The following is a 13297-nucleotide window of genomic DNA, read 5'->3' as shown; positions in this document are numbered from 1 at the left end:
TCATACCAATCCCAGCCAAAGGAGAGCAAACATGATTTTACTCAGTACTAATGCACAGAATATATTTTGGTTAGGACGCTATTTAACCCGTATTCAATATTTATGTAGTCAATTCCCATTTAAAACCAATGAATTGGCTTTAGACTATGCGCATGCTTTTTGTTTACCTGCATTTGATGCAAGTTCTTTAAATGAATTGATTTTAGACAATGAGCAACCTGCATCATTTCATCAGTATTTTTTATGTGCCAAAAATAATATTCATGATTTACGTGGAGTGATATCAGCACAGTCTTTTGCTGAATTAAATCAGTTATTACAACAAGCAGAGCAAAATGCAGGTTTCATTTGTGATGTTTGTGAAGAATGTAATGATGTTTTAGAGGCAGAAGATGATGAATTGTTATTTCTATTTTTTAGTTTAGGGCAAAAGATGGAACAATTTGATCGTCAATTACGCTTTAATCAAGATAAATCAGTCACCTTGACACAATTAAACCATTTAATTGATCGTTTAGACCAGCATGGTATGTGTAGTTTGCCTGAGGTTTGGCAAGAGCTAAAAAATCAACCTGACCGAATGAATTATTATCATTTTAGTGATCATATTGACTCGTTATTTGAATTGGATCGCTTATGAAGTTAATGATTAATCACCAAACCCATTATCAGTATTCTGAATGGGCAAAAAATAGTATTCAGTATATCAAGATGACGCCACAGTCTAATTTTCATCAACAAGTGACAGGTTGGCATGTCAGCGTCCCCGGTGAAAAACAAATCAAAAAAGACGCCTTTGATAATGTTTGGTTGACCAGTTCACAAATTGAACCTTATCAACAAATGTCCATTATGGCCCAAGGGATTGTTGACATTAATGTAGATAATCAATTTGGCATAGAAGATAAAGTATCACCTGTGGTTTTTTTACAACCAACCTCTGCAACATTGTGCAATACTGAAATGATAGCTTTTGCAGAACACTATATAACGCATAAGCGATGGATAGATTTCCAAAAATTAGCAGAAGCTTTGTTGCAACATATGCCTTATATCAGTGCAAGTACGACAGTAACCCACACTGCAATGGAGTCTTTTTCAGCACAACAAGGAGTATGTCAAGATCATAGTCACGTCTTAATTGCGATGGCGAAAGCCTTGGGGGTACCAGCTCGCTATGTCTCTGGTTATTTATATGTAAATAATCAATCGCATTTGGCGAGTCATGCATGGACTGAAGTGTTTTTAGAGGGCAAATGGCATGTTATTGATGTCAGTAATCAATTGTTTCGACCAGAATCACACGTCTATGTGGCAATTGGAAGGGACTATTGGGATGTTGCACCAGTCCGAGGGGTGAGAGAGCAAGGTGGAACTGAAACCATGTACTCTATTGTTCAAGTACTTGCATGTTAATGGTGGCAGTGGTAAATAGTGTGAATAATTGCAGAATCTGATTACTCTCAAATTTTAGTTGTATAGGTAGTTCCATGACGTATTGCTGTGCTTTAAGACTCAAACAAGGTTTAGTATTTATTAGTGATACGCGAACCAATGCTGGAGTTGATCACATTTCTGTATATCGAAAACTTTATACGTTTGGGGTAAAAGGTGAACGGTTTATATGTATTCAAACTTCAGGCAATCTTGCAACAACACAAGCAGTAATTGGACATTTAGAAAATCATTTGGCACTCAAGCAAGAACCCAACTTGTATAGTGTGAACACAATGTTTGAGGTTGCAGGTTTAGTCGGACAAACTCTGCGTAAAGTTATTGCTGATGTTACTGAGGATACTCAAGAGCAAAGTAACTATTATTGTAGTTTATTGGTTGGTGGTCAGATCCGTGGCGAGGAAATACAGCTTTATAATATTTATCCGCAAGGTAATTTTATTTCTGCAACCAGTGATACGCCTTATTTCCAAATTGGGGAAAGTAAATATGGTAAACCAATTTTAGATCGTGCGTTGAGCTATGATATGCCCTTAGATGAAGCTCTACGTTGTAGTTTAATCTCATTTGATTCGACTTTACGTTCAAATGTATCGGTTGGTATGCCATTAGATGCGATGATTTATCTTAAAGACAGTCTAGAGGTGCCAAAAGGTAAGCGTATTACAGACAGTGATCCTTATTTTCAGCACATCAGTAAACAATGGTCTGAAATGTTAAAGAAAGGTTTGCAAGATTTACCCAAACCGACCCATGATTATTTTGAATAATTTTATGATGTGATTCAAAGCGGGTGTAATCTCGCTTTTTTAACTGTAGAAATAATAAGTAGATCATAAAAAATTAATTTCATAAGTTTCTGTTTTAATATTTTCACTGGATAAATAGAATAAGCTGAAAATATTTTGTGTGTTTTTAATGATGGATGCATATTGAATAAATTTTTAAAATAATAGATGAATTACTGTATAGAGATATTGCAAATATAAATATAGAAAAGTCGATAAGCACTTTAATTATAAAAGTTAAGACTTGTATATTCGTAAATAATTGTTTATAAATAATGAAAGTTAAAAAATAGAAGAATTACATGACTTTTCAATTATGCTATGCAAGTAAAACGACATCACCACCTCATCAAATACTCAATGATTTAAGAGATATTTTAGGTGAAGCGAGAGATTTTAATATACTTCATCAAATTCAAGGCGTCTTATATTTTGCGGATGAACACTTTTTTCAATGCCTAGAAGGCGATGAAATGATTATCTTACACGTGCTTGAAAAATTGTATAAAGATCCAAGACATCATCAAATTAAGTTATTTAGAGCGGGTCACGTTAAGCAGGGGCATTTTTCACAATGGTCTATGAAATACGTTAGACGAAATGGCAAAATTCAACAATACTTTGAGAGTAAGGGTTATAAATACTTTCGCCCATTGAATTTAGATGAGCAGGATATTCCGACATTGCTCAAATTACTCTATGAGATTGAGCAGCCAGAAGAGTTTGTATAAAGTCATAAAATCGATTCAAAAAAATCCAAGCGATGGCTTGGATTTTTATTTTGAATAGAAAATCAGTGCTTAAAGTTTTTTACGGATAGGGCGAGCACTCATACGACAGAGTAACTCATAACCAATCGTACCATTGGCAGCAGCCACATCATCAACCAAACGATCTTTGCCCCACAGTTCAACGACTGTTCCTAGCGGTGCGTCTAAGCCAGTGACATCAATTGCGATCATATCCATTGCTACACGGCCAATGATTGCTGTCATTTGCCCATTGATGCTGACATAATTTTGTCGAGGAAAAGCACGCGGATAACCATCTCCATAGCCTATCGAAACAATGGCAATATCCATATCACTTTTGGCAACAAATGTAGAGCCATAGCCTACAGATTCATCTGCTTTAATATGATTGAGTGCAATGATTTCAGCGGTAAAGCTCATGACAGGTTTGATGTCTAATTCAGCAATGCTTCGATCTGCAAAGGGAGACGCGCCGTAAAGCATGATACCTGGACGTACAAAATCAAAATTCAGTTCAGGCCATTTAAAAATAGCAGCAGAATTGCAGCATGAAGCTAAGATCGGTTCACAAGCAGCTTTTACCTGTAATAATTGATCTTTCTGTTGTTCATTTAACGGGTGATGATCCGCATCTGCATTGGCAAAATGCATAGTCAGCACACAGGTAAAACCTTCTGCTTTGAGTGATTGAATCACTTCAATAATTTCAGCAAACTTAAAACCCAATCGGTTCATACCGCTATTGAGTTTTACCCAAACTTTTAAACCTTTGTCGATATATTGTTTTTTATGTGCACGCAACCAAGCCAATTGTGGCTGATGATGTACAACGACTTCAACATTGTTTTCAACGGCAGTGATCATTTCATCTGCACTGAAAATACCTTCGATGAGAGTAATCGGTTGTTGATAGCCTAATGCTCGAATCTCTAAGGCTTCAGCAAGGCTGGCGACACCAAAGGCATCAGTCGCATTTAAGGCGGCTAAACAGTCCTTGACGCCATGTCCATATGCATTGGCTTTAACCATACTGACAATTTTAGCGCTTGGTGCAAGTTGTTTGACTCGGTTTAAATTATATTGCAGTGCTTCACTGTCAATATAAACTGTTGCTTGACGCACCCTAGTTACTCCTGAGGAATGGCAAAGATTGAATAATGCTAAATCGCATAAATAGAGATAAAAGCCTAATTTTAAAAAAAGTGCAGCTTTAAAACGCTAAATATTGTAGTCCTATCAGTTTTAAATAAACATAAACATTTGTGTTTTGAATGGTTTATTGATTTTGTATCGATAAAATTTTTGCTAAGTGCTTTGCACATAATTTGTAAAGATATAGCTCTTTCTTTTTTAAATAAAATCGTACATTTTATATTTAAATTTAAGGATTTATTTCGGAGGGTGTATGGGAACATGGTCACATGAACCATTTGGAAATGATACTGCAAGTGATTGGGCCTATGAGTTTAAAGAGTATGATGGACATGTTGTCATTGAACAAGCCTTCGATGAAATGATTGATATGGCAACCGAAGAGTTTATCGATGCCGATATTGGTTGTATTGCACATGCTGCGGCAGATGTTTTAGCTAAATCATTTGGTGAAGGAATTGAAGAAAATGAATATTATCCTGAACCTGTAGAAAAATGGCTTGAACAGAATAAAAACAATGTCAATTATGCACTTATTCCAAAAGCATTGACTGCATTATTATTATTGACCAGTGAAAACTCTGAATTGGATGAGCTTTGGCAAGATTCAGATGATTATGATGAATGGACTAAGAATATTGAAACGTTGAGAGAGACTTTAAGTTCGAAGATTTGAAGATTAAAATCTCATCTCTACAGCAGTGTTAAATGATGCTAATTCTATTGATTAATATTATTCTTCATCTTGATATTGCGCATAATACTCAGGCGATAGATTACTAAAGCGCGTGTATTGACCTTCAAAGGCTAAACGCACAGTCCCGATCGGGCCATTACGTTGTTTACCAATGATAATTTCAGCAGTGCCTGCTTCTTTCGACTCTTTGTTATAAACTTCATCACGGTAAATAAACATAATTAAATCGGCATCCTGCTCGATTGCACCTGATTCACGTAAGTCGGACATTACCGGACGTTTATTTGGACGGTTTTCCAGAGAACGGTTAAGCTGTGATAGTGCAATAACAGGGCACATCATTTCCTTGGCAAGGGCTTTTAAGCTTCGTGAAATTTCACCAATCTCACCGACACGGTTATCACCCATGCCTGGCACTTTCATCAATTGTAGATAATCGATCATGATACAACCCAGCTTGCCACCATGTTGTTTGGCAATACGTCGTGCACGTGCTCGAAGTTCCGTTGGTGGCAGTGCAGATGAATCATCAATATAAAGGTGTTTTTCTTGTAGCTGTAAAATGGTTCCTGTGACTTTAGACCATTCATCGCCATCAAGTTTACCTGAACGTAAATGCCCTTGATGGACTTTACCGTATGCTGAAATGAGACGCATGGCGATAGAGTCTGCTGGCATCTCCATAGAGAAAACCAGTGCTGGCAGATCACAGTTAAATAACACACTTTCTACAAGGTTCATGGCAAAGGTTGTTTTACCCATCGACGGACGTGCAGCAACAATGATCATATCACCAGCTTGCATACCAGAGGTTTTATTGTCTAACTCCATAAAACCTGTGGTTAAACCAGTGATATTACCTTCCATTTGAGAAAGTTCATTTAACTTATCAAAAACGTCTGCTACAACTGAGGTAATGGCTTTTGGCCCTTGTGCTTTGGCATTGTTATTATGTTGTTCTGCAATAGAGAAAATATTGGTTTCAGCAAGATCAAGAATTTCACTCACTTCACGACCTTTGGTGTCATAAGCATTTTGCAGGATTTCATTGCCTACTTTAATCATGCTTCTTAAGGTTGAAAATTCTTTGATTTTCCCGGCATAGGTTTCTAAGTTATAGAAACTCGAAGGCGAATCTGACATTAACTGCATTAAATACTCTTCACCGCCAATTGCATCAAGCAAGTTTTGCTTAATCAGCCAATCGTTAACTAAAACTGCATCATACGGAGAATTTTCTTGTGCCAGTTTTTCAATTGCACGGAAGATATATTTGTGACGTGTTGCATAAAAATCAGTTTCATTCAAAGCGTCACTAACTTGTTCAAAAGACTCAGCAACCGTCATCAATGCAGCCAGTACAGCTTGTTCAATTGCCAAGTTATGAGGAGGCGTACGAAACTCTTTTAACTGTGCATTATCTTTATTTTTTGCATCAGTGCTGAAGGGATTCTGTTGAGCTGTGGCAGTTGCCTGAGACATATAAAACCTTGATTTTTAAATCGTGCAAAAACATTATTTACGTAATGTACGTGTGTACTGAAGTACTCACTTATCTTAATGCAAAATACTAAAAGTATCTAACAGTAATACCGATAAGTAGGGGCATGAATCAACTAGAAACAATTTCAGCTGATCCGAGGTAAAATTTAAAGATAAAAAAAGAGCATACAAAAGTATGCTCTTTTTTTCTGCAAGAAATTACTCAGATACGATTGTAACGAGAACTTCAGCAGTAACATCATGATGCAATTGGATTGCGATGTTAAATTCGCCAGTGTGACGAAGTGCACCGTTCGGTAAACGAACTTCAGCACGGTCAACAACAAGACCAGCATTTGTTAACGCGTCAGCGATATCACGAGTACCGATTGAACCGAATAATTTACCTTCATCACCAGCTTTCGCGGTGATAACGATGTTTACTTCGTTCAATTGGTCAGCACGTGCTTGAGCAGCAGCTAAAACTTCAGCTTCACCTTTCTCAAGTTCTGCACGACGAGCTTCAAAAGCAGCAGTATTCGCTTCAGTCGCTGCAACTGCTTTACCTTGAGGGATAAGGTAGTTACGGCCGTAACCAGCTTTAACTGAAACTTTATCGCCTAATTTACCAAGGTTTTTAATGCGTTGTAATAAAATAATATCCACGGCTCAACCTCACTTATGATTGTCAGTGTAAGGAATCAACGCTAAGTAGCGAGCTTGTTTAATAGCAAGCGCTAATTGACGTTGGTAACGAGCTTTAGTACCTGTAATACGGCTAGGAACAATCTTGCCGTTTTCAGTGATGTACTGTTTTAAAGTGTCGATATCTTTGTAGTCGATGTACGTAACGTTCTCAGCTGTAAAGCGGCAGAACTTGCGACGACGGTAAAAACGTGCCATTGATGTTCTCCTTATGCTTCAACAGAATCTTGAGCTTGTTGTGCTTCTTCACGTTGAGCTTTACGCGCACGTTTTTCTTCAGCACTCTTAGCGAGTAAAGATTCTTCAGTGATTGCGTTTTCACGACGGATAATCACGTTACGAAGGATTGCATCGTTATAACGGAACAATTCTTCTAATTCATTAAGCGTAGTTTGATTACATTCAAGATTCATTAAAATGTAGTGCGCTTTATGGATTTTGTTAATTGGGTAAGCCAATTGGCGGCGGCCCCAATCTTCAAGACGGTGAATTTGACCTTCAGCATCTTTGATGTGAGAAATGTAGCGTTCTACCATTCCCACAACTTGATCGCTTTGGTCTGGGTGTACCAGAATTACGATTTCGTAGTGACGCATTGTCAGCTCCTTACGGTTTATACAGCCCCAACCTTAAAAAGATTGAAGCAAGGAGTCACAATCAGCATAAGCTTTAAACAACAGTTTAAAAGCCAATAGATTGTGCCGCAAAAATTGCGAGGGCTTATTATAGGAAAGTTTGCGCACAAACACAATTTAATATTCAAATATTTATTGGAATAACCACTAAAATTTTACAGATGCGAGATTGAATTTCATCTTGTACCTATTTAGATTGAAAATGAATAAAAGTATGGATAGCTAAAATGACAAACTACAGCGCTGAAAAACTTGAAACCATTGAATCTTATATTGAAAACCCTACGCAAAATTTCTACTTTGATGTTTTTGATGGTCGTTATGATATTGTCATGGTGGTGGATTGGAGAGAAGAGGATGATGCAATTATTGGCTATTGTGAAAACATTTTAGAAACTGGACAATTGTCTGCTGAACTTGAAGATACTGATAATCAACAAGGTTTTAGTATCACAATTCATTATGGTGAAAAATCATTGTTGATTCCTTATCAAGGAAAAGGTGCTGATCGTGATACCACACTACGGGCACTCAATGAAATTTTACAACCTGAGTATGAAATCCGTTTCTGCAAAGCTTCTGATGGTTCCGACACATTAGAATTTATTCCACTTCCGAAAAAATTATGGCATCAACTTGATATGAAATATGCGGGAAAAATGGATGAGTTATTTGCTCGGTTTGAGCATGATTCAGTTTTTTTTGGAAGTTAATTTGGTTAGTCAATTAGAAGTTAAATTACTAAAATAAAAGCATGAATTTATTTATTGTGCAAATATTCGATTTTGATTGATGTAGATGCCATCACATATTTATTGGATTAATTCACGATTATTTTGTCGTAATAAAAATACCACAAAGCCATTAAAATTTGGGTCAGTATCAAATCTAAGTTGGTGATCCCATTTACCATGTTGTACCAAACCAATTTTATAAGGCAGTTTCAATGTTGAAGCCTTAGTCAAATAAGCCTGATAATTTGGAATAGTGGTAGAGCCTTGATAGGTTTGAATCACCATTTCATCAATATTTTCTCTAAATAGCCTAAGTGTATCTGGATCGCGAAGATTGCCCCAATCCATCAAACTGGTGATGCTAAGTTGATAATGTTGTGGTAACTGCTTTCTAAGCTGTTGTAGAAATAAGCCATACGCTTTTAAATTTTTAGTTGGTACATCAAAGTCAATTTGAATACCTTGAATGTGATTGCCTGCGCTTTCCCATTGTAGGACGCGTTGTAAAATATTTTCTATTTCAGTGCTTTGCCAATTTAAATGATGATTTCGAAAAACCAACCATACTTTCTGATGTGGAATTTTAACCACAGAAATGCCTTGTTGGATCAAGATAGAATGGTTGGAACCTTTCTCTAGCCTAACTTCACCTTGTAAAATATAGATTTCCTTTGCATTACTTAAATAAGGCGTAGACTTGATATTTCCCCAAATCCAAAAGGCATCATAGTCATTTGCATTGACCTGATCGGAGGTTACCGCTGATTGACTCGGTTGACATGCCATTAATCCTAAACAACATTGGATTGTCAGTAGACCCGAGAAAAACTGTTTAAGCATGAATAAGCTACCAATAATATTTTAAAGATTTTGCCCATGTGGTATTTGGATAGTCACGTTTAATTTGTGTGTACCATTGTTTACGTGTGGATTTTGTGGCGTCTTTTCCACCACAGACATTTATACTACTCGGCGAATAACACATAACAGCGCGATAAAGTGCATAAGCTTGTAATTCACTTTTAGAATTTGATTTAATAATTTCTTTATAGACTTCACCACGACTAAAAGTTTCACCTGTAAAGGCATTTTTCGGCTGGTTAAAACTTGGACCATAGTAATAGTCACCATAAAAAATTTCTAAAGCAGTGCCTTGATTACGCATATATTCGCCTAGGCATAAACGATAAGTTAAATTTTTTGGATTTTTTTCTAAACCAGCTGTTAAGGTGCTTAATTTAGGGCATTTGAGCGTTGGTGTAATTTCATGACCATTCCAAACAAAAACTTCGAAGTGGGGTTCTGACTTATAAGCGTTAATTTTGCTGTTATATGCTTTGTATTCTGAGGCATCTTGAGGTAACCATGTGGTAAAGGCTTTATTGAATACCGCATAGTTTTGAGTCATTAAGCTTTTATCTAGTAATGTATATAAAGCCAGATTCTTTTTATCAACTGAACTGTCTTTGGCAATAATGATACTTTGCAAAGCTTTGACATCGGCAATTTGAGTAATGAATGCTTTCTGTAAGGTTGCTTGTTTGATTTTTGAATGATTTCCTAAAAAGGCATTTTGGTTATTGGTGTTTTTATAGTGAATCGCTAGGGCGACTTCTGCCAAAGTTTTTTGATAAGGATTAGCAGAAATTGCGAGTAAATGGTTCCAATATTGTTCAACCAGATTTTTATCACTAATTTTTTCAAGAATGACCCCTTTAAGCGTATATTGGCTGAGTTCTAAATAATTTTGAATAGAATTGGTTTTTTGTTTCGGTAAATAATTTAACGCATCTTGTGGTTTTTTCTGAATAAAATATAAATGAACAGCTTGTAAATAACGGAACAGCTCAGGTTGTTCCTTAAATACAGTTTTTTGTGCATTTAACTCGGACCAACTAATTGGCTGGTACTGCTTAGAATCACTTTGACGCATATGCATCAGATCATAGATAGCTAAAAAGAAAGGATCGTTGAGTGTTTTTGCGTTGAAGTTTTCTAAACCAAATACCTTGCGATCTATTTCGGCTGCCAATGTGGACATATCGAGATTGTAATAATCTGATTTTGGGTGATCCATCTGCCAAATCATCTCTTTGACTAGAGCATCTTGTTGATTAGCAATCCAGTAGCCTCGGCGTAAAAATCCTCTGGCACTGGCTACGTATTGGCCTTTAGGGTAAAGTTTAAAATAATCAGTAATGCGATTGAAAAAAGTTTTAAGAAGTGCTTGATCAACTTTCAGAGTATCTAAATCACCGTAACTTCCTAATGACTGGCTATACAGCTCATTTAATGATGTGCGGATGAGCATGTATTGAGCTGTTTCTTTTAACCAAGGGTCATCAACTTGGCTTAAGGCTGTAAATATTTTAGTTGCTGAGGAATAGTTAGCTTTGTAAAATAAAATAATCCCATTTAAATAAGAAGCATACTGTTGAGCGGGCTGTGTCCATTGTGAATTGACTTGAATCAGTGGAATACTTTGTTGACAATTTTTGATCTGATTTCGTTGTTCTAACAAGCTGCTTTTTTCGTCTTGAGATAGTTTCTTGTGATTTGAAACCTGTTGAAGAAAAACTTCAGCACCAGATTTTAGTGTTATACAGCGTTCATCATAGACGTGATCATTTGCATCGTAAAAAGCACGTTTATTTGGAATCTTATTTTCAGATGCTTGAGTTAAGTCAGTAGGGTAAAAAGGAACTATGCCACTAGAAGTATCCCATAAACTCATTTTATCAACTTCAAATGCTTTGATACTTGCTAAACCTTTGTCACTTAGCAGTAGCATCATGTTGGTTCTATTGTCATTGGCTGGATAGAGTATGGGGAGGTTTAATATACGATATTGATTGTTGTTTAGGTCAAAAGTTGGTGATGCGACTTCTTCTGCAGCGCCCGCAAAACTAGAAGTTGGATAAACAACCAAAGGTAAACCAACAAGAAAGGCATATTGCAGTGTTTTATTTTTAAAAAGCATAAAGTGCCTATCGTTATAATAAAAATTTTAATATTTTAATTTTATTTACGCAGATAAAAAAAAGATAGAGAGAACTCTATCTTTTTTTAAAACAGTGGCAAATGTGGTGCAGGGGAGACATAACTAAAACTAAAGCTCACACTGAGTGCTGTAATTAGAATGACGGAATACAAAAAATATTTTTTTGCCCAGACCTGATCATTTTCAGCTTTAAATCCAATAATCGATAAATATACCCAATAGGCACATAAAGCATTAAAGGTAATAAGGAAAAAGATGTTGGTATAGCCAAAACAATACAATCCATTTAAAACTGCAGCAAACAGAATAACGTATATTAAACTTTCAACTTTTGTGCGAAAAATTGAACGAGCTACAGGTAAAATTGGAATATTTGCATTTTTATAATCATCAAATCGGTAGATTGCAATTCCCCAAGAATGTGGCATTTGCCAAAGTGCGTAAGCTAAAAAAATCAGCAAAGCAGCAACATCAAATCCGTTGGAAACAGCAGTATATCCAATTACAGGAGGGCTTGCGCCTGAAATACTTCCAATCACAGTTTGGTGAATGGTGGTACGTTTACTCCAAAGACTATAAAAAATCACATACACAACAAAGCCGAGTACAGCAAAGCCAAATGCGTAGGCGTTGACAAAAAACCACAACAAAGCAAAGCCAATTAAACCGAGCACAGCTGAAAAAATTAAAGCAACTGTTGGACTGATGGTTTTTTTGACAAGCGCACGATTCATTGTACGTTGCATTTTTTGGTCAATGTCTTGGTCAATGACATTATTCACCACACAGCCAGAGGCAACGACAAGCGTAGTGCCTAGTAATGTGATGAGAAGTAAAAGGAAATCTACAGAACCTTGAGCGGCTAAGAAAAAGCCGCCCAAAGTGGTAACGAAGTTACCAAAGAGAATTCCTGGCTTAGTCAGGAATAGATATTTTTTCAACATGACACCCTAGAGCATCATGTTTGAATGTAAGTAGTTCATGATCCATACAGAACCAATTAATAGAACTGCAATCGTCAGAATCGTATAGATGAATGCAATCACATTCCAGCGTTGTTCAGAAGATGAATTCATGTGCAAGAAGAAAACTAATTGTACAAGAACCTGAGCAATCGCAGTGATCGCAATCGTTGCAACAACTGCACCACCAGTCATTCCTTTCATCACCATCCCGAATGGGATGATGGTCAAAACGACAGAAAGGATGAAGCCGATAGAGTATTGTTTGATGTTTCCGTGCGAAGCACCAGCAGCATTATGATCATGACTCATTATAAAGCTCCCAGTAAATAAACTACGCTGAATACACAGATCCAAACGATGTCAAGGAAGTGCCAGAACAAACTTAGGCAAGCAAGACGACGTGTATTTGGTACAGTCAAACCATTTTTCTTGATTTGAACCATTAACACAATCATCCATACCAAACCAGATGTTACGTGGATACCGTGCGTACCTACAAGGGTAAAGAACGCAGACAAAAACGCACTGTGGCTAGGACCATGACCAGCGTGAACTAAATGATTAAATTCATAAAGTTCCATACCGATGAATGTTGCACCAAAGAGCCAAGTGATAATTAACCACATAAGCACTTGGTTTACATTTTTCTTGTAAGAAGCAAGTACCGCAAAACCGAAAGTCACAGAAGAAATTAAGAGAGCAAAGGTTTCAACAAGTACGAAACCTAAAGACTCGCCAAATAACTCTTTTGGACTTGGAGTACCAGGCGGAATATGACTGCTTAATACAGCGAACGCGATGAAGAGTGTACCGAATAAAATCAAGTCACTCATCAAGTATGTCCAGAAACCAAAGACGGTGATGTCTGTATCATCGTGATGATGATGTTCATCGTGTCCGTGGTTGTCGTGATGAAGTACTTCAGCCATAT

16 protein-coding genes are annotated in these 13297 nt (G+C 36.7%); 6 read left to right on the top strand and 10 right to left on the bottom strand.

Going from position 1 to position 13297, the window contains the following annotated elements; genetic code table 11:
* Window positions 1-31: 31 nt before the first annotated feature.
* From AC4CUY_RS12710 to AC4CUY_RS12695, 4 genes are all read left to right on the top strand, one after another.
* Complete coding sequence (locus AC4CUY_RS12710) at window positions 32-640, top strand: alpha-E domain-containing protein (protein ID WP_336954455.1); 609 nt, start codon at window positions 32-34, stop codon at window positions 638-640.
* A complete protein-coding gene (locus AC4CUY_RS12705; RefSeq protein WP_483770890.1) occupies window positions 637-1416 on the top strand; it encodes a transglutaminase family protein in 780 nt (259 codons plus the stop codon). The genes AC4CUY_RS12710 and AC4CUY_RS12705 overlap by 4 nt, the downstream gene beginning before the upstream one ends.
* A 74-nt stretch (window positions 1417-1490) precedes the next feature.
* Window positions 1491-2225, top strand: a complete 735-nt coding sequence (locus AC4CUY_RS12700; protein WP_336954457.1) for a proteasome-type protease — start codon at window positions 1491-1493, stop codon at window positions 2223-2225.
* Window positions 2226-2545: 320 nt separating this feature from the next.
* Complete coding sequence (locus tag AC4CUY_RS12695; protein ID WP_419359552.1) at window positions 2546-2974, top strand: BLUF domain-containing protein; 429 nt, start codon at window positions 2546-2548, stop codon at window positions 2972-2974.
* A 69-nt stretch (window positions 2975-3043) separates the two neighbouring features.
* On the opposite strand, the gene alr is transcribed toward AC4CUY_RS12695, so the two are convergent.
* The gene (gene alr, locus AC4CUY_RS12690; RefSeq protein ID WP_336954459.1) at window positions 3044-4117 is read right to left on the bottom strand and encodes an alanine racemase; all 1074 of its coding nucleotides are present in this window, start codon (window positions 4115-4117) and stop codon (window positions 3044-3046) included.
* 283 nt (window positions 4118-4400) lie between these two features.
* On the opposite strand from alr, the gene AC4CUY_RS12685 reads away from it, so the two are divergent.
* Entirely contained in the window at window positions 4401-4823 is a 423-nt protein-coding gene (locus tag AC4CUY_RS12685) for a DUF4259 domain-containing protein (RefSeq protein ID WP_490774210.1), read from the top strand.
* Window positions 4824-4880: 57 nt separating this feature from the next.
* On the opposite strand, the gene dnaB is transcribed toward AC4CUY_RS12685, so the two are convergent.
* The 4 genes from dnaB to rpsF form a co-directional block, all read right to left on the bottom strand.
* Window positions 4881-6326 (bottom strand): replicative DNA helicase, encoded by a 1446-nt coding sequence (dnaB, locus tag AC4CUY_RS12680; protein WP_336954462.1) that lies wholly within the window; start codon window positions 6324-6326, stop codon window positions 4881-4883.
* 219 nt (window positions 6327-6545) lie between these two features.
* Window positions 6546-6992 carry a 50S ribosomal protein L9 gene (rplI, locus tag AC4CUY_RS12675; protein WP_004719333.1) on the bottom strand — a complete coding sequence of 149 codons (447 nt, stop codon included), beginning with the start codon at window positions 6990-6992 and terminating at the stop codon, window positions 6546-6548.
* A 9-nt stretch (window positions 6993-7001) separates the two neighbouring features.
* Window positions 7002-7229, bottom strand: coding sequence for a 30S ribosomal protein S18 (rpsR, locus tag AC4CUY_RS12670; protein ID WP_004719336.1), 228 nt, complete (start codon window positions 7227-7229; stop codon window positions 7002-7004).
* An 11-nt stretch (window positions 7230-7240) separates the two neighbouring features.
* Window positions 7241-7627, bottom strand: a complete 387-nt coding sequence (rpsF, locus tag AC4CUY_RS12665) for a 30S ribosomal protein S6 (protein ID WP_336954464.1) — start codon at window positions 7625-7627, stop codon at window positions 7241-7243.
* 266 nt (window positions 7628-7893) lie between these two features.
* Here rpsF and AC4CUY_RS12660 point away from each other — a divergent pair, with 266 nt between their 5' ends.
* Window positions 7894-8379, top strand: coding sequence for a hypothetical protein (locus tag AC4CUY_RS12660; protein ID WP_419359558.1), 486 nt, complete (start codon window positions 7894-7896; stop codon window positions 8377-8379).
* 99 nt (window positions 8380-8478) lie between these two features.
* On the opposite strand, the gene AC4CUY_RS12655 is transcribed toward AC4CUY_RS12660, so the two are convergent.
* The 5 genes from AC4CUY_RS12655 to cyoC all read right to left on the bottom strand — a co-directional run bounded on the left by AC4CUY_RS12655 (window position 8479) and on the right by cyoC (window position 13295).
* Window positions 8479-9240 carry a DUF3142 domain-containing protein gene (locus AC4CUY_RS12655; RefSeq protein WP_490774209.1) on the bottom strand — a complete coding sequence of 254 codons (762 nt, stop codon included), beginning with the start codon at window positions 9238-9240 and terminating at the stop codon, window positions 8479-8481.
* A 7-nt stretch (window positions 9241-9247) separates the two neighbouring features.
* Window positions 9248-11380, bottom strand: coding sequence for a PA5441 family protein (locus AC4CUY_RS12650; RefSeq protein WP_490774208.1), 2133 nt, complete (start codon window positions 11378-11380; stop codon window positions 9248-9250).
* A gap of 86 nt (window positions 11381-11466) precedes the next feature.
* Window positions 11467-12345, bottom strand: coding sequence for a heme o synthase (gene cyoE, locus AC4CUY_RS12645; RefSeq protein ID WP_004719345.1), 879 nt, complete (start codon window positions 12343-12345; stop codon window positions 11467-11469).
* A 6-nt stretch (window positions 12346-12351) separates the two neighbouring features.
* The gene (cyoD, locus tag AC4CUY_RS12640) at window positions 12352-12678 is read right to left on the bottom strand and encodes a cytochrome o ubiquinol oxidase subunit IV (protein WP_171066910.1); all 327 of its coding nucleotides are present in this window, start codon (window positions 12676-12678) and stop codon (window positions 12352-12354) included.
* Window positions 12675-13295, bottom strand: a complete 621-nt coding sequence (gene cyoC, locus AC4CUY_RS12635; protein WP_056512630.1) for a cytochrome o ubiquinol oxidase subunit III — start codon at window positions 13293-13295, stop codon at window positions 12675-12677. Before cyoC ends, cyoD begins: the two co-directional genes overlap by 4 nt.
* Between the last annotated feature and the right edge of the window lie 2 nt (window positions 13296-13297).

This window comes from Acinetobacter sp. 778_lipA (assembly GCF_058242985.1).
This window is presented reverse-complemented; position numbering and strand designations above follow the sequence as displayed.